Source organism: Deltaproteobacteria bacterium (assembly GCA_015233135.1).
GTDB lineage: Bacteria > UBA10199 > UBA10199 > JADFYH01 > JADFYH01 > JADFYH01.
This window is the reverse complement of sequence record JADFYH010000006.1, coordinates 39,008-62,536: the sequence shown is the minus strand read 5'-3', so window position 1 is coordinate 62,536 and position 23,529 is coordinate 39,008. Positions and strand designations below refer to the sequence as shown.

Genomic DNA, 23,529 nt, shown 5'->3' with positions numbered 1-23,529 from the left:
AATTCCTCTGGCTGAAGTCCATTTATTTTTTTAAGCAGAGACAGGAGCAGCAGCATCCGCGGCTTTTGCGGCCTTTTTACGTCGTGCTTCCTCTGTATCATCCGAATGATAAATCCAGCATTTAAACTTTTCACTCCATCTTGCCCTTGCGGAAGGATCGGTGAAAACTCGATCCCGATCTTCAGGAAGATAGGGAGGAGCAGACTTAAAGTTAATTAAATTTTGTCTTCCGAGCAGAGTGTTCATGTTAAATTGATGAGCTGCGTTGAGGCGTTTATTTCTATCTTGAGAATATCGATCAAAAACAGGTCGTTCCAGAGAGGCAAAGAGATATTCCGGGTTAATGAGTAATACTTCTCCGCCGGCCTGGCCGAAGCCAAAGCTCTTGAGTAGGCCTGCTTTAAGCGATCGACCATGATTGACGCTGCTATCCAGGAAGACCAGGTTTTCATTTTTACGCAGGGCAGGGTCCACGTTATCCAGGTTTTGATTTCCTGGGACAATGCCTGTCTGCATGGCTTGCAAGGCACCATTGGCCATAAAGGCAGCGGCAGCGCCTTTAGGATGTCCGGTAAGCCATTTTTGCCAGATGGTGAGCAAGGGATTTCCAGTGCTTCTTTCCAGATGAAGTTGTTGTTTATCGTTGACCTGGCTTTCGTTGTAATCGTTTGCGTTGGTGGAGGTTCCATGGAACGACGCAAATTCGATGTCATCGGGGGTAAGTCCCCAAACCGCCAAAGCGCCTCTCAAGGGAGAGATATAATGTTTCCAGGCTTCTGCTTTTACCTCATCACTGAATCTGCCTTCATTATTGTTGATGAGTTGTTCAATGGCTGCGTTGTGCGTTCGCCAGAAACCCTGACCATACTTTTGATGCACCATACTGATATCGGCTTGTGTGTCGATGGCGATTCTTGCCGATTCTCCCCAGATAAAGGCCTGGGCTGCACTTTCACCAGCACTTGCTCTTAGTTCAGTGGCAGTGCGGTTCATTTTATCGATTTGCCTGCGTTCACTGGCTCTAATCTTGTTCACTCGGCTTTGCACCTCACGACGCCGAGTATTAAAATCGAGTAAATCATTTTCTCGCCAAGCGCTTTTTATTTCTTGAGCGGAAGTCAAAATTCCCTGGCCCGGTGCAGGGACAGAAGAGCCCTGACCATCCATCGCGGTATGAGTGAGAGCCACAATGCCGTAAATAGGAAGTCCCATGAGAATGGCCATATCAGCAGACATCAAAATTTGGACACCGGCACCTTGAGACTCGAGGAAGCCTGCCCGGGTATCGGTAGCTGGGCGACAATGTTCAGCGGGTACGCGCCCTGCGGCAATATCTTCTTCAGAATTGTTGGTGGCTTGCATGTTTGCAAACTCGTAAGAACCTTCTTCACCAAAATCATCCGCACCGCCCACCATGACGATTTTTGCTTTGCCTTGTTCAATCAGTCCTGCACCGGCTTCAATGGAAGCCGCGGCTGTGGCACAAGCTCCCACGGGGGTAATGACGGGGCCAGAGGCCGAGAGCAGCATCATATTTACCCAGGCGGGGATGACGTTGATTAATTGTTCCTGAAGGATATTGCTTTGGACCTGAGCTTCCAACAAACGCTCTCTGAAACTCAAACGAATACTGTTCATTCCACCCATTCCTCCTCCAATGGTGTTTCCCAATTTGGAGTTGTGAATGTATTGATAGAATTCGTAAGGATCAGTGACACCCGCAGAAATCAACGCCTCTGCGGTAGAGATGAGGGTATAGAGGGTAGTGGGATCCACTTTTTTGGCGAAGTCTTCTGGAATCCCGTAACGAGTAGGATCAAATCCCGTGGGAATTTGTCCGGCAACAAAGCGGTTGAACTTCATGGCCCTTGCCACACGGATCACCGCCCCTGCTTTTAGAGTGACAAACCAGGTCCCGTTTCTTTGTTGTTTAATGGCTTTGTCTTTTCCATGCTGAAGAATAAAATTATCGGCTTCCGCTTCGTTGGCTACCTCAATATTGTTTAAATCCTCGGTCAGGGCTACTTCGCGGAGGAACATCTTTTTACTGGGATCATAACCATGCACCAGTTCGGGTTCCACGATGCGTATGCCCGAATGTTCCAATATTTCCTTTTCATATTTTGCTTTCACTTCATGAGCCGCCACGGGGGCTTTGGTCTTGATGTCGATCCAGCCGGCGTAGTTTTGCATCTTTCCTTCAATTTCCAGGGGGCCATTGTGGTACTTGATTTTGCCGATGATCCAGGCCATCTCAATGCAGCCTTCCATTGAAAATTCACCGGTACTTTCCATCTCCCAACGCGTACGCGCATTCCCCCAAGGGCTCACTTCGCCAAATCCTACTGCGACGGTTACTTTAGAAAGGTCGTGCATGCCTTGCAGACGTTTCAATTCTTGCAGTCTTTCCAGAGAAGGCAGGGCCGGGAAGCCAAAGTTAAAGTTGGCTTTGGCACTACTTTCGCGGGCTTTTGTCTCCGTGCGTCCCAGGGCTTCGAGTTCGCGTGCATTTTCTTTGAAGAGGGCTTCTTTTAGAGTTTTTCTCTCCAAAATTTCTTTGCCTAAACTCCGATTCAAGTTTGCCAATTCTGGAATTTCTTCAAAGCCGCCATTTAAGTTCAGTAACAGGGCACGTTTTTGGGCTTCGCGAATCATGCGAGGATGTAACAAGGCCAACAGATTGAAGGCCATTTCGCGAGGACTGAAAGTCCTCACACCACGTTTTTCCATTTCTTCGGCGACGGCATTATTTTCTCTCATGAGGCGTGTGCGCGTCCAACCAATGATGGCACCCGATATACTCAAATAATTGCTGTGATCTTCGGACCCGATTTTCTTCAAGAGCGATCTTAATCCCAACTTGGATTCGGCATACAAACCATCGCCACCAAATTCTCCATCATTGGGAGATAAAGGCACCACCACATGTGCAGGGCGGTTGAGGATATTTTTCTCCACCTTTTTATTTCGAACGGCGCCAATCAATCGCAAGGTATTGGTGAGCATGATGCGGTGGGAGAGTTCCGATTTGTTATCCAAATTGGAAATCTTTTTGCCGCGTTCTTCCATGGCCGCAAAGGGGATGATGAAATCGATATCCATACCCAACCCTTTAGCGCGGCCTTCTTTGGCGTCTGTAGGGCTGTAGATGTAATCGACCAGGCCATTCACGTCGGCGACAGAGCCTTGATTGAAGGGAAGAACAATGAGTTCTCCTTCCAATGCGCCAAAATTTTTGTAAATGCGGCGGTAGAAATCAGTCCGTTCTTTGCTAAAGGTAGAGGTAGTGCAGATGACGGTGGCACCGGCTCGTAGCAGGTCTTCTATCATGGCCAGCCCAATAGAATCGGGGCCTGCACCGGTGACCAAAGCCACTTTACCTTTTAACGAAAGCCCATTCTTGGCCATGTCATGCAAGGTTTCAAAGTAGGCTTGGGTTTGTTCCAGGTTCGTTTCTTTAGGAGAATCAATTTCTACGGCTCTCAGATAGGCGACCGATTTTTTACCGTTCAGGCTGCCGCTGATCTCCCGTACTGCATTAAGAGCTGAGTTTAATAATCTTCGAACATCCAGGTCTTGTGTTAAAGCATCTCTAAAGCCTTTAACTAGTTTTTTCTGTGTTCTTAGGAAGCCTTGCAGCAAAGTTCGTTTATTCTCATCATTTTCACGAGTGACTTCTACCTGGCCTCCTCGTTCCATTTCGTTCACATAATCGACGCCCGTTTTAATTCCTTCGCGAGCAACCTCTTTAAACTCCATGCTGCCATCTTCTTTAAAGGTGGTGCGAGGAGCTTTGGAGCCTTCCAGCATTTGTGTGCGGGGTGAGGTTTTGGTGTCGAGGCGGGTTTGGATTTTTGCCGCCATATCGGCAAAGAATTCAGCCACCTCTTTGCGTTTGGCTTTTTGGGCGGTTTCTGCATGGAAGTTGATTTGCTTGAGCAATTCGGGTGTTGCCCGATTGAGCAGATGAAATGCCTTTTCAAAGATTGCATCGTCTTCGAGGGTCAGGCGACGATTCATCAGATCGTGGAATAAAATGAGGGCGTCTTGTCTTCCCCAGGCCCAAGCAGCATTATAATTTCTGAATTTCTTGCCTGAGAATACTCCGCGAATGCCATCCAGATATTCCTGGCCATGTTCTTTGCGGATGGCGTCCAGTTCTTTCTCAAGATCGTTTCGCAACTGTCTTTCCATTTGTATGGCTTTTTCCGCAGCCTGTGGATCTTCTCCCAAAAAGTGAAGGTGGGCCGCCATCATTTCTTTAATGTGGGCTTCTCCTCTGGCTTTGTATTCGTTCAGTACCGCCTCATCCACGGCGTTTCCACCCTCGCCGCCGGCTTGTACCAAATCTTTAGGTTTCACGAGTTCGATTTTTTGAGCAGTAGCATATTCTTGAACCACTCTATCAATCCAAACCTTAGCGGCCGTTTCATCTTCAAAACGTTTTTCTGGGGCAGAGACCAGAGCGAAAATCAATACCCCTTCGCTGCGGCCTTCTCCTAAGGCCCACTCACTTTTCAGATACTCACGCAGTTTCGAAACACTGAAACCACCGGGTAATTTGGAGGCCACATTTTGGGTAAGCAATTCATTTACCTTGGGGCCAATCTTTTTGTAGTTCGTGACCATCGTCGCCAGATCACTAAACTTCACACTTCCCTTACCGGCAAAGTTGACTCCTCCAAATTCATTTTTGGCGTTGGTGACGAGTTCATTGGCTGGGGCAGAATCTCCTGCGGCCACTTCTTCAATGGTCGCATCGTCTTTGATGTCAGCGAATTTCTTTTTGAAGGCAACCATCGTGAGGAGCTTCAAGGCATCTAAGGCGCGAGGGGCTGCATCTTCCGGGGCCTTGTATCCACTGCTGACCACTTTTTTCTCAGTTGCCGCTGCGGCAGGGGCAGGGGATGTGGCAGTGGGAGTAGTTTCGGAAGAAACACTCGCTTCTTCTTTTTCTTCTTTTGGTTTTTCAGATTCGATGAATTGCAGGATGAGATCTTCTGATAAAATCGGTCCCACATTTTCTCGTTGGTAATCAGCTATTTTTTCGTCTGTGACAAAACCAATCTCTCTTCCTTCTCTAAAGGCATTTTTGTAGATTGCTTTACGGGTATTTTCGAGAAAGCCTTTTAAAGTAGGCTGATGGCCAATTTCCAGCATACGTTCTACACCGTTTTTAAAGAGATGATCCATCGTCTCAATAAATCGGACAGGCGAGGCAAACTGATAAGACAAGAGTTCGATGACTAAAATGCTGCAGAGTTCTTCGGCTTGGTAATTCTCCCAATTTGATAAGACTTCTTTTAGAAGAGGAGAGTCTGCATAATTTTTTACAATGTCTTCGATGTAGCTTCTTTCCAGAGAGAAAACTTTACCGTTCAAATTGGGAATATATTTTCCCACCAGAAGAGCAGGATTGATTCTCTTGGGGAAGCGTTCTTGAAGCACTTTACGGAAGACCTCCACTCCACCGCGCAAGGCCAAAGAATGGAAGGGAATATCCACCGTTAAGCCGGTCCAGAATTTTCCTTCTACCTTGATTTCTTCGGTCTTGAAATATCCGTCTTCCAGCTTGGCTTGTTCTTCCAAGGCAAAATCTAAAGACGCATCCAGCAGGCCAATCAAGGCTTCGGTGAGGAATGCTTTTTGATCCGCTGGTTTTTGAAGACGCTCAGGAATTTCCAGCTTGTGTAACTTCTCACACAAATATTCAAAGGCCTTTAAGGTAGTTCTATCTCCCGCTAATACATACTGTGCATCCTGGATATTATAATTTACAGCTTCGAGTAAAGGTTCCACTCCCTTAAATTGCTCCTGTTTGGAGATAGGATATCTCCCTGCAACAAAGCGTTCTCTGGCCTTGCCTTGAAGCGCGCCTAAGATGGCTGTGAGATCTTTTTCTGAAAAACCTTTGCGTAAATTAAAGGGATTGAGAGCCACCATGCAATAAGGGGAACGGCCTTTCGCATCGCGAGGTACCGCATTTTGCATGGTGAGACCGCGCAAGAAGGTGGTCTCGGCAATGGCTTCCAAAGAAAGAATGCCGCTATCGGAAGTGCCAGTTTCTAAGAAGCGCGCATAATTTTCACCTAATACGGCTGCTAACGCACCATATTCGCCCAAGCTATGACCGGCGACAAAGGCATTTCTATTTACCAAGCCGCGAGAACGCCGATATTCGAAGAGGGCCTTTTCATGGATGAGAATAATGGCCTGAGTGAACTGGGTCGAGTTGATAAGCCCCTCAGGATGTTGGAATACATAGTAATCGGTTTCGTCTGTGATGCCAGGAATATGTTTTTTGTAAAACTCACGAATTTTACGACCTTGTTCGGTGTTGAAATTGACACGCACTTGTTTTGGATTTTCCTTTGCAATCTGCAGCAGTGAAAAACCAAAATTCGTTTGGAAATGCTTGTCGGCCCGGTTCCAAATGGCCTTGGCCACAGGAGATTTGTTATAAAGTTCTGGCACGACTTGAGGGATGGCGGCCGCATTGCCTTGTCCGGTAAAGCCTATGAATTCCAAAGGAGGCTCTACAAGACCTCGACCTTTCAATACCAATTTACCCTGTTGATTGCGGGTCTCTATTTCGACAATCTGCAATCCATCTTTCATCCCGATGTGTTTCAGCTGACTGAATAAGCGATCCCCGGATTCTACCATGCCGACAAAGGTAGCGGTGTAGCTTTTGACGCGTTTTGCATCTCCGTTTGCTGCGTAATGCTCTAAAACACGACGTCCATTCGCAGAGGTGAAGAGACCGTGCGTGATGGTAGAAGGAAGTTTGGCATATTGAGCCATTAAAGGATCCACGTGAATTGGATTTAAATCCCGTGAGGCCTGGGCATATAAAATATTGTCTGCTGGAACGGTCATCTCATCCAAACCATGCTTTTTGTCCGTTTGAATAAGATTGTAGCCTCCATTTTCAAAGAGTACTTCAGGAATTTCCAGAGAGTGCCCGTGGGCTAATAAGTAGGATTGAACTGCATTCTCTTTCACATCCTTATCGTCAAATTTAACACGCCCTACAATGCGATCTCCCAGACGAATCACTCCCTGGGCGTTTGTGGTGGCAAGAGCGCCTTTGTTGTCTTTAAAGCGAGATTCCATTCTTAAATCAAATACCAAACGGTCTTCCAGTTTAGGTCTGTAGCCTTCTTCCCAGTGTATCCATTTTTTTGAAGTCAAAATTTCAACATCGGTACTTTTGTTGAGCTGCACTTCTCTTGTTAACTTTTTATTGCTGAAGGTGTTTTCAAAATCGGTAAAGCGATCGCGAATGAGGAAACTGGAATTGAGCGGAAGTTCTTTTTCGCCTCCGTTGACTCGCAACATTCCTTCGACGGTGATATCTTTTCCTGCTTCGTTATTCATCACCTGGGAAATGCCAAAGTCGACTTCAATTTCGTCACCTTCTTTCAAGGTATCGAGTTTCACAAATTCATTCCACTGATGCACCAGATGGAAGATGTTGCCATTAATTTCAGGAGGGAACAGTGTTTTGATCATCGATTCCCAGGCCGCCAAAATTATGATGTCGGGTGCACCCACCAAGTTGGCCCCTTTACCCCAATCAAAAAATTGTTCATTGCGATTACGAATGGCCAAATTGAATAATTTGATTTGATCTCGGGTGAGGGTGATCTTGTGCTTAAATCGAGAGTTGACCGATAAATCCCGAATACTGTCATCAAACCAGAGTTGGGCATAAAAATCTTTGATGCGCTGATTGAGATCGGGCATGTCTTCGTGCAAGGGAGCAAAACCGTGTTTGGGATTGTAACGATATTCCAGGTTTAAAGCGATGACACGCGAAGCCTTTTCTTGGGTGCTGGGTCGAACGTGATTTCGGGTAACCAGAATTTTTTCACCCTCGAGTCTCAGTACGACCGAAGGATTTTTATTTTCTGGATTGATGACTAAATCGGAAGGATCAAAAAGCTCCAGTGAAGTGACTTTTCCGGCCTCATTGCGATGAATACGTAAAGTTTGGCCTGCGCGAGGTTTAAAGAAGAGAGGAATTTTATTTTCTGTTCTTCCTTTTCCTCTCACGGCTTGAGGGCTCATTAAAGCGGCGCGAATCCAGCTGGCTTCAGTGCCTGCCAAATATTGGATCCAGTCTTGAACTTGTGGTAATTTTTCAATATCGCCCGGAATGCGGATTTCTGTCATTCGGGTATCCGTCTGTTCAACAATGGTAATGCCCTTCAATTGTTTGGAAGGATCTATTCGTCGAATAGGTGGACCACCCAGGTATTCTACTTCAGGGATTTCATTATCCGACTTATAATTTTTGTTTAACTCATCAATCATGCCTTGATGGATATCTCCAAAAATTTTGGCAATGGGTTCTACGTCTGTTGAATAGCGAGCAGCAACGGGTCCGTGGAGAACAAAGGCCCTGTCCGCAAGGCTTGCAGCACTTTCGCCTTCTTGGCCATGGATCAAACTGAGATCTTCCGAATATTCCAGAGAATCACTTTTTAACCATCTTTTTAAATTCTTATCGATCACGGGAACAAAATTGACGGGCTTGCCGGGCTCCATACAAATTTTTAGAAACTCATTTACATCCGAAGAATCGAGAACACTTTCTCTGGCTGAAGAATATTTTTCAAAGAAAGATCTCAAAAATGCACGGGGATCTTTTTCCAAATCTTCAGGGCGTTGAAGTTGGGTAAGGAATGCCTTTTTTCGATCTTTGGCAAACTTAGCCTCGATGTGCCAAAGCCAGGAAGCCAAGCGGTTGCGGTAAGTGACATCAATCCAACCTGGTCTTCTGGCCCCTGCTCGGTCGTTGAACATAATGGCAATCATTCGACTTGCCACTTCTTCAAAGTTCATTTGATCTAGATCAACCGTCTCTCCCCTGGCATTTCTTCCGAAGTAGGGACGTTGAAAATCGGCATTAATGCGGGCGATAATTTTGGCTTTATCTCTCAAGATGGCTTCTTCTCTTAATTTGTCATTTGCCGCAGGGTCTGGTTTTTCGCCTGCTTTGACAGGGGCTTTTAATCTGAAATAATCTCTGTCAAAATCTTTCAGCATGCGTGCGCCTCGTGTAGCAAGCGCATGAATCTCAGCATCGGAGCCTTCTATTGGAGTTTGAACACTCACTACTCCTCCGGTGGGCTTTTTATAAGTTTCTGTCCATTTTGATTCATCCACTCCCTGAGCGGCAATGATGGCAGCCTTTACTTCAGGGGCTGTGGTGGATTCTTCTGCCACCATTGTGCGCGAACCTAACAGCACGGCATCAAAGGGCATCGCGGCAAAGCCCACTTCTTCACTCCAGCGACCACTCATCAAATGCATAGCGGATTTTGCATCTCCCACGCCTGAACCCCCTACTAAAATCAGGTTATCGCATTCCCTGATTTTTGCGTAGGTCTCCAAAATAGGTTCGTACTTATCTTCAAAGCTATGATGTCCGCCGCCTAAACCACCGGTCCATTGCATCATGATTTGCATGTCGGGGTTGGCTTTGGCGATTTCTATGATCTTGAGAATGTGATCGGTTCTACCGGGTTTGAAGGAAATATGTTGAATGCCCGCCTCACGCAGTGCCTTGATAATTTTAGTGCCTTCTTCGAGTGAGGGCACACCTGCACCAATCGCAAGACCCTCAATGGGCGCACCTTCTCTAGCTACGACTTGCACCAGGGGATAATGCAGACCCCAAAGATAAGGATCGATCAAAAGGGTATTGAGCGTAAAGGCCGAACCTTCTTCCTCTAGATTTTCTACGATTTTTCCCAGACGTTCACGGAAGATTTTTTCGGTAGGTTGTCCACCGCCTGCCCACTCAATATGGTAACCTGAATTGACTGCAGCCGACATGTAGCCCACAGGGGCTGTGGTAGGGGTTTTGCCGCCATCGACTATAGGAGGACGTCCAACAAAACGTGTAAACTTACTGGAGATGGTTTTGGAACCATCCGGCAAACGAACTAGAGTGGGCGAATATTCTTTTTTCCAGTTTGCTTCAAAGGGCACATTGCTGGGGTCGTGATCTACCAAATGCGTATAATCGAGCATCAACGCTGCATCACGAGACTTTAAGGCTGCGGCAGCAATTACTTTAACTCCTGAGCCTTGTTTGTTACGCGCGCTTACATTGGCAATGCCGTCTCCAGGCCCGAAGCAAAGGATGTGTGAAACGCCATTCTCGGCAGTAGCTTCCTGGGTGGCTTCATCCCACCACATCACTGGCTCAATGCTTTGCATGTTTACATAATCTTGAGTCAGATTTTTTGACTGTTGTAAGTTGCTACCATCGGCTGTCGAATAAGTGGGTGTCGCTAATCCTGCTGGATCAAAACTAATCCCCAGTCTTTCCAGATGAACCGAAAGCATTTCAGCCGCTTTTGCCATGGAGTCTGGCGTGTGGAAAGGAGCGGCTACAGGGAATGCGACCAAAGTGAATTCCAGTTTACGCTGATCAAAAGGAATGAGACTTTGATCAATGGCTCCTTCTGCTTTTACAAATTTTTCTTTCAGTAAACGTTCACGTAAAAGGAAGATACTTTCGGGGTGACCAGAAACTACGTTATTGCGAGGAGAATTTCGAAGAGAGATGTGACAAAGTCGGTCGAGTTTTCCTTGCTCTCTCATTTCTTGATTAAAGTTTTCTACAAGAGCAGCTAAAGTTTTTTTCTCTTCAGCACTTCCTTCTTTGATTTTCAAAGCGCCTAACATGGCGGTGGGTTCATTTTGCTTGGTAGCAATCGAATGTTTCACCATGTCATAGGGCAGATCCCGTTCGGGGAAGGATTCAGCCATGCTGATGCCCTGCCATAAAAGATAGCGGGCATTCTTGATGGTATTTTCAATAAACTCTTCGTAGGTCGCAGAGCGGGCCAATACGTCCGCAGCCATTATCCCTTGGCTGTGACCGGTAACGCCTTTGACCAATTTTCTGAATTCAGCGGGGCTTTCAAAACCTTGGTCTCTCATGAAAGACAACAAGTTCGCCATTTGAGTCAAAAAGATGAGGGGTTGGCTGACCGCAGAACTACTCAAGTAACTCTCTTGCACTTTCTTTTTGCCGCTGAGCCAAGCTTTTAAATCAAAGCCTTCTAAAAACAAGCCAGAAGCTTGTGCTTCTGCTGAACGTACATCTTCTGCCAAAACTGTTCCTGCTCTCTCTAAGAGGGTACCTACCTCACGTTGGCGAGCATCGTGGGTGTATTGTAATTCTTTGAAATACGCATTGGCTTGTCCGCCGAATTGAACAAAAAGACCTGCTTCACCTTTTTCGGTTTTTAAAATTAAAGCTCCTTTTTTACGAATGGGGGCTTTAATAATTTCTTTGGCAATAAGTTCATTTTCAACTTGTTTGAAATGGGTGATGATTTCTGCCTGACGATCCAAACCTCGCGTGGCGACGTAGATATCGATGCTATTATTTTTGAGATAATCTTTTACGATATGTTTATAAGTATCTTCCAAGACACTGAGTTTGTCGCTGTTACTGAAGTTGTCGTTAATGGGGAGATTGTGTGCGGCAATGAGAAATTCACTGGCTGATTCAAATCGCGTTTTGCCAGACTTAGTAAAAACATTTCTTACTTCTACGGCCGCAGGCCAGTTTCTAACAGGAATTCCAAAAGCTTTGCCTCCTGCTTTAATTTCAACAAAGTGAACTCCAAAACTACTGCGTGGAGCTTCATCCTTTCCACCCTCTGGCTGTCCCCCATTATTTCCGCCCGACCCCTTAGAATCCCCTTGGGATGGAGTCACTGTGGGTGTTCCTTCCTCAGTGTTTGTTGAGGCACGAGGTCGATCGGCATGCAAAGACAACACTTGGCCTGCAGCGGCTTGTCGGAGAACTCCTGGATTCGCAGCACCGTCGGTTCCAGTGGCTTGCAGCACTTGAGTGTTGGGTTCAAGAGGAGTAATACGGCCATCGTCGTTTGCGGCAGCGATACGAGAACGTGCGACGGTGAGTGGGTTGTTGGGTATGTCGGATGGATCTTGAATTAAATTTGGGTTGCCATCGTCTGTATCATTCTCGCGAAGGCGTGATGCTTCTCTTTGTTCAACACTGTTTTCGTCCTGTGAAGGCGTTTCTACAGCGCTGTCATCTCGAACCTTAGTGAGAGATCCAGTGGGCGTTTCAACTGTATTTCCCAGCTCTCCAGTTTCACTTGAGAGGACAGCGGGTCCCACAGTCACTTGCAAATTCTGTCCTTCACCATGTTCTTGCAAACGCACTTCACGTCTCTCAATGGCTTCTGCCAGATCGTGCAAATTAGTTTCAAGAGTGGAATTGTCTAAAGGAGAAATTCGGGCCAGCACTTCATGCATGAAGGAAAGTCTTGCTCCTTGCTTCATGGGGCCGAATTGTTTTTCCTGAGCTAGATAGAGTTTTCTTAAATTTTGAGCGACGACAGAAAGAGAATTTTGGCCTTCGTTCATCAAGAAATTGGGAAGCAGGTGTTGCAAAAGTTGAGCGCGCTCTAAAATATTTCCTTCGAAGGCAGCGGCGCTGAGAAAGGTGTGGAGGGTTTCTCGAGCCGCTACTAAATTTGTGTGTAGATCTGCAAAATTCACGTTGCGTAAACTGAACACTTGTTCCAACTGCTGTTGCATCCAACGCGTGCTTTGTTCACTCCTGGCAAATTCAGGGTTGGTCCATTCCGCACAACGCTCACGCAATTCTTCTAAAAATTCACGACCCCTTTCAGCAAATTGCGATGCCAGTTCATCGGGCGACAAATGGCGTTCCATGGCATAACGGAGCAACACGCCTTCGAACCCTTGAGCACCATTTAAAGTTTTCACTTGGCGCACCAAGTCTTCGACGGAATGCCCTTCAGAAGCATATTGTAATCCCAAAGCAATGAGGCGGGCGCGGGCCAAGTCCTGATCTAAATGTCCGCGAGTTCCGGGTTGCTGAGTAGAAGGGTCAATCCGATAATATTGGCGCATCACTGCGTCTAAGCCTTCCCAACCTGGATCAGCAGCACTACGGTATGAAACGGAGTTGTTGTTTCCGGCTCGTCCTCGAACCAGTTCTCTTACTCGTCTGGTTACTTCTTGGGTAGAAAGCTGCGCAGGAATATCCAAAGCTTGAGGGTTGCTGACCCATCCTGGAACCGTGCCTCTTTCAAAAGCAATCAAAGGCTGAACCATACTGAGTGCAGCTTCGCTGTCTGGTTCATAACCCATGGCCTGAAAAGCGGCGGAGAATTCAGGAACGCGTTTTAGGACCGCCGAATGTTGTTCGGTGTGGGTGAGATAAGTATTCATCGGGGCAATGACATGAAAACTCTTGCCGCCCCAATGCATTTTTTGTTGCTCCCACGCTTTGCTCACTACACCCAGTCTCCAATTGGCTTCTTCTTCGTGGGGGCGTAGTCCTAAAAATTCGTTGGTGAGATCCCCTGCGTAGAAGCTCCCTAAATCTCCCAACAGATAATTGGTGCTTCCCAAAAGCACATTTGTAGAAGCGAGGGTGGCTCGCTTAAACCAGAGGGGCGTGGCAAAATGATCGAGGGCGCGCAGCATTCCCAAACGGCTATAGCCTGTGGCTCCGCGAACAATGACACCTGCCCCGTGACAGCTGACAAAAGTGGTGAACATGCTGGCCCATTCTCTAAACAAACTTTTAGCACTGGTGTTTTCTGCAAAACGCGCCAGGGCGCCCGCATGACGATGACTGGAGAAGAAACTTTCATAAGCAGCAAAAGCTCCCCCAACGCCGGCATTCATTCCGGTGAATACAGCGGCTTCTGCAATATTTCGAACGACGAAAGATCCTCTCAAGCAAACTCGAGAAAGCCAAAGCGCTTCGGTACTCACGGCTCCCAAACGAGCGACACCGAAAGGAAGTAAAAACATGCCGTAGGTTTTAAAGGCCGCTTCAAAAGTTTTAGGATGAATAAATTCTTCTACGGTGCTGAAGAGACGATTGAGTTGTTCTACTTCAGGAAGTTCGGTTAAAAAACTTTGAGCCGCAGCAGCGGTTTCAGCATGGCTTTGCAGGCTTCTTGCAATTTGAGTGGCCGCTTGGGTGTAGCCAAAACGGTGAGCCGCAAGGCTAGTGCAAAGGCCAAGGCTATGGGTGTTGAATTGAGCTTGAGAAGTATTGATGCCGCCATTGAGATGAATAAAACGTAAGGCGAGTTCTCCTGGGGTATTGGCGTTGTCTATCGTAGAAGGTCTTCCATTCCAGGCGCCGAGTAAGCTGTTCCAAGCCCCATCGCCTTCTGAAAAAGCCATCAGGCGATCTTGTAGGGGCGGGGTTCTCCCGCCCATTCCTGGATTATCAAATTGAGGGCGGGAGACCCCCGCCCCTACGAAGAACCTTTGCATGTTCGAGAATCTCTCGGCAGCGCGAGGAGAATCTTGCAACACAAAACGAAGCGCGGCTTCCACATTGTCAAAGCGGCCGCTGGCGATGCTTGTCTGTATTTCTTCCAAGAAGGTCTCCATTTCGTGACCTAGTGTGGAACCATTGATATCCGGATTTTCCATCAGTTGCTGATTCATCCAGTTTGAAAGCAAGGCGCGCAACACTTGGGTAGAGGCAGCTCCGCGGGCGATTAATAAACTTTGTTCCGTTTGCGAGAGTAGCGCTTGTGCCAAATGATTATCGGGTCGATGCGTCAGCAGTCTCACTAGGCTTCCGCGGGCAGATTCCATTCCCTGTGCTTCATTTTCACCTTCTAAGCCCAAATGCCCCAGGGCAGGAACAATTTCAGCCAGCTCACGAATTTCGCGGGCGGCTTCGGCTGAAACGCGCGAATTGTTGTCTAACCTGTTTGCCAAAACAGGAATGCGATTCAAGGCCGCTCGAGCTTCTTGTCGAAGACCGGCTTGTTGGTACAGGCCTGCTACTTCGCGGGCAAAGCGGGCGGAACGCAAAGGATCATTTTGGGCATCCACAAAATTTTGAAGCGCTTCGCCTATTTGCAGGGCCTGATTTTTTAGATGGTTTGAAGAAAAATGACTCAGTGCTTGATGAAGTGCGTTAAATTGATTTGCATTCAAGTGAGAAGGAATTTGAAACACACCGTTGTGAGTGTAGCGTGCAATTTGTTGCTGAGCCTTGAAAGAGCCCACTAAAAATTCATCCAATTTTTCGACCGTGAGTCGGGCAGCCCATTCGGCGCCTTGCTCCCCATTCAAACATTCGTTCAAGTTTGTGAGACAGGCTTCCTGCAAGGCTTCGGTGTTTCTGCTGCTGTGAGTTGAGAGTTGAGTTTGAACACTCGCATCTTGTAAGCGCGATAAGGCCAAAGTTCGAAAGGTCTCTTGCAAGCCTGCTTGTAGAGGGGTGCGTGAAGCTTCTGGCAAATGTCGTACCGCAATGGCCAAGGCTTGAGTGTAGAGAAAACGATCGTGCAAAGAGAGCTCGGTGTTTTGTAAGGCCTGAGACAAGGCCTGAATGTGAATGAGCTGTTCGTGCTCCAAATTGTGTTCGAGCTGAGCCCGTTGCTGTTGAATTTCTTCAGGTCGAATATGATTGCGAGCCCAGCCCGCCAAACGAAGTGCATTGTCGCGAATAAGATTTAGCTTCCATCCTTGTTCCGCCGTTGCCTGAGGGCTTTCTTCTAGCGTCAGGCTATCGGTTTGAGCCAGTTGATGGGTAATCACGCGTTCGCGACTGGCCGAAAGCGTTCGGTCAATTTCAACGGCTGCATAGGCGAGTGAAGCGGCTTCTGTCCCCTGTGCGCGTTCCAGGGCCTGAGAAATACGTTCTTGCAAACCCAAAAGGTTAGCAAAAACTCTTTCGGAAAGTTCCGCAGGAATTGGGGCATTCTCAGAAATCAGATGGGCTAACACCAGTTCTTTTCCTTGGGTGACAAGCTCTGCAGCGGGATGTTCCAAAATATCCTGAATCAAAGTTTCTGCACTACTGCTTGCTTGAGTTAAAACGGGGCTGTTTGAACCATGCAAACGCTGTATAATGGCGTATTGCAAGTCGAGTTTGTTCTGACGATTTTCTCCCACGCTTTCATTCAGCAAGTTTACTACTTGTTCCAGAGAGGCTTCATCTTGCAGCGTGGCGGCATCTGCCAAAGCGCCCAGTAAAATGCGTTGTTTGTTTTCAGGGTCTGCATTTTGCGCTGCACGGAGTTGTTCTTGAATCTCATGCAAGGCACTATGAAATTGATCTAGGCCTTCGCTAGAAAGCAGGTGACGTAGATTGCGTTGATTATGCTGGGTGATGGCTGCCACTAAACGTCCCGCCGATTCTGCATGTTCGGATCCAGCCGCAAAAGCCGCTGCACTTGCCTGTATTTGTGTGTAGATTTGCGCAAAAAACTCGACGCGTTGATTTCCCGTGTAGGACCAGACGCCCGAATGCGCAGAAACCAAATCCTTTAAACTCAAAAGTTGTTGGGTGATTTCTCCCAATTGATCGGTGCGAACCGTATGGCTGAGCTCAGAAGTCTGCAGCAGATTTGATCTTAGGCTCAAAGCTTCCAGCAGATGATTGGCTCTTTCCCTGGCTTCGCTGTCGTTATTTAATTCATGATGATCCTGGCTTTGGGCACTGGCGCTCTTGAGCAAGGCATCGGATATTTGTACCAGCAGGGCTGCGTTTGCCAGATGAGTTCCATTGCTGCTGGCGTTTTGTAATTCACTTCGAAGTGAGGTGGCAATTTCACCCAAACGCGTTTCCAGGGCCTGAAGTTGAGCTTCAATTTCATGGGTGTTTAGCTGACTGGCAGATCCTTGCGCATGGGCATAATGAAGTACGGCGCGGTAAAGGTGTTCCAGCTTGAGCAGCTCTTCTGCCTGGCCTTGCGCGGAAGGCTGTGCCAAAAGGGCATGGGCCTCTTGAGTTCCGCGTTCGAGTAGCCTGGCCGCATCCGAAAGTTCTCTTGAATTAAAATGTTCGAATTGAAAGGCCAGGCTGTTAAAATCCGCTGCCTCCAAACTGGGAGTGGGAGAGTCGATGCCAGAAACTGGGCTAGAAACTGGATTTTGGACGACGGAAGTGACAGGAAGACGACTGAGAATGGTCATAGAGCTCCTCTAAAATGGTAGTGGAAAAAAGGCACAAATTTTTATGAATCACACTCTCTTCGGAGCTTTGCTGAAAAAGTTGCTAAGAATTTTTATTTTTTCTTAAAAAAATTAAAAATTGTTTAAAAATAGTGGCTTAGTGGAGCAAATATTTTTTTAATGGGGATGGGGTGGAATGTTTCAGAGATTCCAAGCCGGAAAATTATAGATGTTTTTTTCAATTTCAAAGGGGGCCGCTTGTTGGGTGATTAAAATTCCATAACGAATGCTGGAATCCATCTCCATGAGTTGTCGTAATCCTTTGCAATCGTTTGAATTGATTTTAGAGGTGGTTTTTATTTCGATGGCAATTTTTTCGGAGGCATTCGTGACTATCAAATCGACCTCAAACCCGGTTTTAGTACGAAAATAGGAGAGTTTCCAAGGAAGAGAATGATATTCAATTTGTTTAAAAAATTCGCCCAACACAAAGCTTTCAAACACTTGCCCAAAACGATTGCTTTGGGGAGGTTCTTCTTGTCTGTAGCCTGCAATAAATGAAGCCAAGCCTGTATCAGTAAAATAAACCTTGGGACTTTTGCTGACCTGAACACGAAACGATTTGCTGTAAGTGGGAAGTAAGCGACACACAAAGGTGTCTTCTAAAATACCGTAATAATTTTTGACGGTGTGGGGGCTAATGCCCAACACGGAAGCTTTGGCATTGTGGTTGATAATTTGGCTATTCTCGTGGGCTGCCAAGTTAAGAAATTGTTCAAATAAACCGATATCCGTTACCAAATTTTCTCGTCGGATTTCGTTTTCAAGATAAGTGGCCTGGTAAGATTGAAGCAGTTCCATCGCATCTGCTTGGGTGTCCATCAGATAGGCTTCGGGAAGCAAGGTTTGGGTCAAAGCCCTTGAGAGCGTTGAAGAATAATGGCGTGGTTTTTCAAAATTAAGTTTTTTTTGCAGATTTTTTGAATCGAAAATAAAAGGGATGGCACTTTCGTTGTCTGTGATCTCTTGCCAGGAAAGCGGCCAGAGTGTTTTGGCTAAAATTCTTCCAGCCAAAGTTTCGGCTTTCTGACGTTTGAGGGGTCGTGCCGAGGAACCCCAGATCCAGAATTTTATCTTTCCCTTGTGGCTTTGATACAGGCCCTGCAAGGCCTGGAACAGGTCTGGAATTTTTTGAATCTCATCAATAAATACAGGTAAGGGGAGGCTGCTTTTTTTAAGTTTTTCTTCGATTTCCAACACCCATTGTTCAGGGTGGCGGTCGTATTTTCGGAGTTGTACCAAATCGTACAGCGGGTAGTAGACCGCATGGGGATATTTCTTTAGAAACAGTTCCATCAGTGTGGTTTTGCCGGTTTGTCGGAGCCCGCTGATGTGAATAATCTGGGGTTTTTCTGAAACTTGATGGAGCCACTGTTCTAATTGTCTTGCAATCATTATGCAAATATAGCTGCTAAATTTGCAGTGTCAATGCAAAGTTAGAATGTTAAAAAAAATATCCTCCGCAAAAAGAATATGGTCAAAATATTTTTGGAGTGAAGGAGAAGTTTTGATTTTTTTTCCTGAGACAAGAATTTTTTGTATTCCGTAAGAGGGATATTCTTTCGAAATGACGCTTATTTTTTTTTCAAAGTCTTCTATGATTTTTTTGGCATTCAGTTGACCCACATATTTCATTTCGCAAAGAGTGAGGACTTTATCCATTCTTTCAAACAAGAGATCGATTTGAGTTCCTTTTTTATTTTCGGAACCTCGTCCAAACCAGGAGCCATATGTATAATCGATGCCTCCAAATTGAAGATGAGTGGCGATGTATTCGGCGTGTTTAATACAAAGACGCTCGAATGCATATCCTTGCCATTGTGAGTAGGCTTGTCCTGCAATTAAAGAGGTCATGGTCATTTTCCCGGCGAGGATGGCTTTGGCGTTGGGTAAAATGAATTGATAATAAAAATGAAGGTATTCGTCATCCAATCGGTATCTTACAATTTTAGACTTTAACCCTTTGTGAATCGGACTCTCTCTTTTGATAAAACCTGCGAGTTCAAGATCTAAAAGCTTTTCACTCAAAGCGCCTCCCGTCTTTATCTCACAAGCTTTTGCAAGGTCTTCGCTGGTATTTGTTTTTTGAGAAAGAGACAAAAGAATTTTTTCGTAGAGGGGATTGTCCGAAAAATGACTAATGAAAAGACGACCATACTCCTGAAAAAAATAACCCTGAGCTTTGAGGGCATATTCATTTAAATTTTGCATCAAACTCATCTTGGGGTTCAATTCTTCAAGATATTGAGGGATGCCTCCGAAGATCATGTTGATTTGAAGGATTTCCTCCGGTTTTCGCTTTGTAGTGGAAGCCTGGGCATCCAGAAGTTTTTGGCAATCTGCCAGCGACAGAGGTTTTAAATTAATTTCAGTATCCACGCGACCATACAAGGCCTTCGATTTTAGCACTTTTTTGACCATGAAGGAGGAAATGGACCCGCAAAGGATGAAGCGAAGATGCCTATTTTTTTTGAAATGGTTGTCCCAATAAGACTTGAACAGAGAAACAAAACCCGTTCCCATCTCTGCCAGCCACTGAAACTCGTCGAAGAAAACCTCCAGCTTTTTATCTTTCAGTTCTTGAGCAAAAATCTCTAGTACTTCATCCCAATTCCGGTAAATATTTTCTTTGAGCTGTGGTTTTTGAGTATAAGTGGCAAGTCGGGAAATAAAATTCTGGATTTGTTTTTTAGTGGATTCCCCTTCCAGACCTTCAAATTTCCAAAAAACCTGGTTTCGGTAGGCGTATTCGATGAGTGCTGTTTTCCCCACACGGCGACGACCATAGACGACTATCAGTTGAGCATGGTTTCTCCAATTTTTCTCGTGAAGAAGAGTGATCTCTCTTTGTCTTCCCAGAAATTGAGTTTCTTGTCTTTTTGTCTTAATATCCATATCCGCTGAAAATACATAGATTGTAGCGGATACGCAATATTAAAACACCCTATCCGCTGATTTTTTAATTTTTTTAGCGGATATGAGTCAACTCATTCCCACGGTCTCCGTGAGAATGAGAGTGAGTTTTCCCTTTACCTCTTTCCTCCGTCGCATTACGCCTATCCCATGCAGCTCCAGGAAAAAATTCGTGAATTTTCCACTTCACCCGGTGTTTATCTGATGAAAAACACCAAGGGGGAGGTCTTGTATGTGGGCAAGGCCAAGAATCTGCGGGCCCGGGTGCTTTCTTATTTTCGCTCAGAAGGGGAGGGGGATGGGCGTTATCAGATTCGTTTCTTAATGAAAAAAGTGAGCCAAATTGAAGCGATACTTACTCAAAATGAAAAAGAAGCTTTACTGCTAGAAAACACCCTCATTAAAAAGCACAAGCCACGCTACAACGTCTTTTTGAAAGACGACAAAAGTTATCCCTCCCTCAAAATTACCGTGAATCATGATTTCCCGCGCCTCTTTGCCACCCGTAACGTGGTGAAAGATGGGGCCCTGTATTATGGCCCTTACACCTCTGCCTTTCGCCTGTATGAAATTTTGAATTTTATCCAAAATAATTTCAGGTTGCGGACCTGCAGCGATCACGATTTTGCCAATCGCTCGCGGCCCTGCCTGCAATATCAGATCAAACGCTGTGATGCGCCTTGCGTGGCTTATGTCAGCAAAGAAATTTATGCGGAGACGGTCAAAGAGATTCGTTTGTTTTTGGAGGGACGAAATCAGGAGTTGGAGCACTTGCTGGAAAAACGGATGAACGAGGCTGCCGAAAAACTCGACTATGAATCTGCGGCTTACTATCGAGATCTGATTCATTCGGTAAAAGATCTTCTGGAAAAACAGCAGGTACTGAAGCACGAGGGTACCTCGATGGATGTCTGGGGCCTTGCCAAGTCTGCCGAAAAAATGGTGTTGGTCTTGCTACAGGTGCGTCACGGAAGTCTGATGGATAAAAAAGAATGGGTGCAAGCCACTTCGATTTTTCAGGAAGACGAAGAGAGTTTTTCCAGTTTTTTGTTCCAATATTACAAAGAACCCGCCTGGATTTGCCCGGAAATCTTATTGCCTTTCACCTTTTCAAATCAGCAGGCCTTGTCTGAACTTTTGAGCGAGATGAAACAGGCCAAAGTACTGCTGCAAGTGCCCGAGCGGGGAGATAAAAAAGCCAGGCTGGCCTTGGCCGATCAAAATGCCAAAGAAAAATTAAAGCAGGTTTTGGGTGAGCAGGAAAACAGAAAAGAAATCTTGGAAAAATTGAAGCGGCTATTGAACCTCAAAAACTTGCCTCGCCGCATGGAATGTTACGACATTTCCAACTTGGGTGCCGATGCGGCCGTGGGTTCCTGTGTGTGTTTCGTGGAGGGAAGGCCGGATAAAAAATCGTATCGTCGTTTTAAAATCCAATACACGCAAGGCCCCAACGATTTTGCCATGCATTATGAAATGATGAAGCGACGGCTGAGTCATCCCGAATGGGAGTTTCCGGATTTAATGATTATCGATGGAGGAAAGGGGCAGCTTAGCTCGGCCTATGCGGCGTTGCAGGATGCGGGGGTAACGGGTGTCGATATAGTAGGATTGGCGAAGGAGAAATCTTTCCCCTCTCCCTTGAGGGGAGAGGGCAGGGTGAGGGTGATCCCGAGTGCACCCGATGTCACCCTCACCCAAACCCTCTCCCCTCAAGGGAGAGGGGAAGGGGACAAACCCGAACGTGTTTATCTTATAGGCCGCAAAGATCCCATCGTCCCGCATCCACAAAGTGAAGAATGCAAACTTTTAGTCCAAATTCGAGACGAGGCCCATCGTTTTGGAATTACTTACCACCGCCAATTGAGAGGGAAAAAGAGTATCACTTCTTTGCTGGATGCGGTGGAAGGACTGGGAGAAAAACGAAAAAAACTTCTGCTGACAAAATATCAAAGCCCCAAAAATATTTTTTTGAAGGGGCTGGAAACGGTGCAGCAGGAGACGAAGATTCCAAAAGAAATTCTGGAAAAACTTTTTCAAGTTCTATCGGAGGGCCCATTTTCAAAAAGTCGATAAAACTCATCCGCCAGATAATAAGGAAGCGCGTGTATCCTGTCGCTCAACTCCCCCAGAGGAGGTCCACCATACAGGATAAGGGCTTGGGAATTTTTTGAATAAGAAGAAAGAAAATCCTGAAGGGGCTTTAAAAAATTTCTTTTCATTTTTAAACTGGTTTTACATTCTATAGCGACCATTTTATTTTTTATCTTTATTCCAAAATCGATTTCAGTTTGACTGCTCAATTTTAATCCGAACATCTGATCAGAAAATTGGTTTTTGAGCGAAAGTGCCACGGCATTTTCAATAATCCCTCCGATGGGAGTTTTTAGATGGGCTTCTTCCATTTCCTGAATGCCTATACTGGGCAAGCCTTTGAAGCGCAGGCCTTGCAAAATTCCCAAATCGTAAAGATAACGTTTGGGATGAAATTTATTTTTTTCGGGCTGCTTTCCAAGTTGCTCACATTTTAACACCAGTTTCCATTTCTCTAATCTCGAAAAAATTCCCGCTATTTTTTTGTAGCCCGGTGCATCCAAACGAATGGCCTGGCTATCTTTGCTTGGAGAACCCACATTCGCCGCGACGGCCTCCATGCATCGTTTGAATAAATTTACTTCTTCCAAGGAAAAATAGCGCACAAAGTCGTCCTCGTAACTTTTATAAATATCCCACTTTCTGGTTTCATAATCTTTTTTCTCCAAATAAAAACGAACGACTTCTGGTAAGCCTCCTACTTTTAAGTATTGATCATAGGTTTCCAAAAAACGCTGGTGCTTCGATTCCGAAATTGAATCTCCCAATTGAAAATGAGAAAGTGTTTCCACCAAAGATTCTTGTTTTTGCGCCATTAAAAATTCTTTGAAACAAAGAGGCCAAAGTTCAAGATAGGTTTCCCTCCCCACTGGGCTTCTTTCACTTTGATGCATTTCCGAAATGAGGGACCCCGTAAGAATGACATGGGCATATTTCCATTCTTCTTTCATGAATCTCACCCAAGCTCCAAGTTTTTGACTGCTTTGCGCTTCATCGATGACCAGAACTTTTTCAGCAGGATTAAATTGATGAATGTCGCGCAGGTAATCCTGAAAATCATCAAAGTCTTTGCAGAGGTCTATTTTAAGGGTATCCGAAGGACTGCGTTCCAGATTGAGATAGAGGTGGGGAATGTCTTGGAGGACGGTTTTTAATAGCGTAGTTTTTCCAACTTGCCTGGCTCCCGCAAGAATGAGAACAGATTGCTGCTCTTCTTTTTCGTTTAGAAAAAGACGAATTTTATTTTCCAGAAGGCGATCGAAATGGGGATTCATCCTTTTACTTTTACTTAAAAAAAACATATTTCAAGAAGAATTTTTCTTAAAAATTGCATTTTTTAAGTAAGTCTTTGACTGAATTAAAGTATGAAACTTTTTAAGAGGGTAATTTTTTACCTGTTGTGAGGGTCAAAAGTTCGTCTTTTTTGAGTATTTGTTAGGATTTGTTAGGAAAGATAGATCCTGTTATTATTAAACTAAATTTTATATCTTACTA

At 45.7% G+C, this 23,529-nt stretch carries 5 protein-coding genes; 1 reads left to right on the top strand and 4 read right to left on the bottom strand.

The window, feature by feature from the left end; all coding sequences use genetic code 11:
• Window positions 1-30: 30 nt before the first annotated feature.
• The 3 genes from HQM15_03055 to HQM15_03045 all read right to left on the bottom strand — a co-directional run bounded on the left by HQM15_03055 (window position 31) and on the right by HQM15_03045 (window position 19,923).
• Window positions 31-16,989, bottom strand: coding sequence for a DUF1729 domain-containing protein (locus HQM15_03055; GenBank protein ID MBF0491737.1), 16,959 nt, complete (start codon window positions 16,987-16,989; stop codon window positions 31-33).
• A 180-nt stretch (window positions 16,990-17,169) separates the two neighbouring features.
• Complete coding sequence (locus tag HQM15_03050; GenBank protein ID MBF0491736.1) at window positions 17,170-18,423, bottom strand: ATP-binding protein; 1,254 nt, start codon at window positions 18,421-18,423, stop codon at window positions 17,170-17,172.
• A 30-nt stretch (window positions 18,424-18,453) separates the two neighbouring features.
• Entirely contained in the window at window positions 18,454-19,923 is a 1,470-nt protein-coding gene (locus tag HQM15_03045; GenBank protein MBF0491735.1) for an AAA family ATPase, read from the bottom strand.
• 168 nt (window positions 19,924-20,091) lie between these two features.
• On the opposite strand from HQM15_03045, the gene uvrC reads away from it, so the two are divergent.
• Window positions 20,092-22,017: an excinuclease ABC subunit UvrC gene (gene uvrC, locus HQM15_03040; GenBank protein MBF0491734.1), complete on the top strand. Its 1,926-nt coding sequence runs from the start codon at window positions 20,092-20,094 to the stop codon at window positions 22,015-22,017.
• On the opposite strand, the gene HQM15_03035 is transcribed toward uvrC, so the two are convergent.
• On the bottom strand, window positions 21,978-23,309 hold the full coding sequence (locus tag HQM15_03035; GenBank protein ID MBF0491733.1) for an ATP-binding protein: 1,332 nt from the start codon (window positions 23,307-23,309) through the stop codon (window positions 21,978-21,980). The genes uvrC and HQM15_03035 overlap by 40 nt on opposite strands.
• Window positions 23,310-23,529: the final 220 nt, after the last annotated feature.

Coding starts and splice junctions, on each gene's coding strand:
- HQM15_03055 (MBF0491737.1), bottom strand. CDS start 16,989: ATGACCATTCTCAGTCGTCTTCCTGTCACTTCCGTCGTCCAAAATCCA.
- uvrC (MBF0491734.1), top strand. CDS start 20,092: ATGCAGCTCCAGGAAAAAATTCGTGAATTTTCCACTTCACCCGGTGTT.
- HQM15_03050 (MBF0491736.1), bottom strand. CDS start 18,423: ATGATTGCAAGACAATTAGAACAGTGGCTCCATCAAGTTTCAGAAAAA.
- HQM15_03045 (MBF0491735.1), bottom strand. CDS start 19,923: ATGGATATTAAGACAAAAAGACAAGAAACTCAATTTCTGGGAAGACAA.
- HQM15_03035 (MBF0491733.1), bottom strand. CDS start 23,309: ATGAATCCCCATTTCGATCGCCTTCTGGAAAATAAAATTCGTCTTTTT.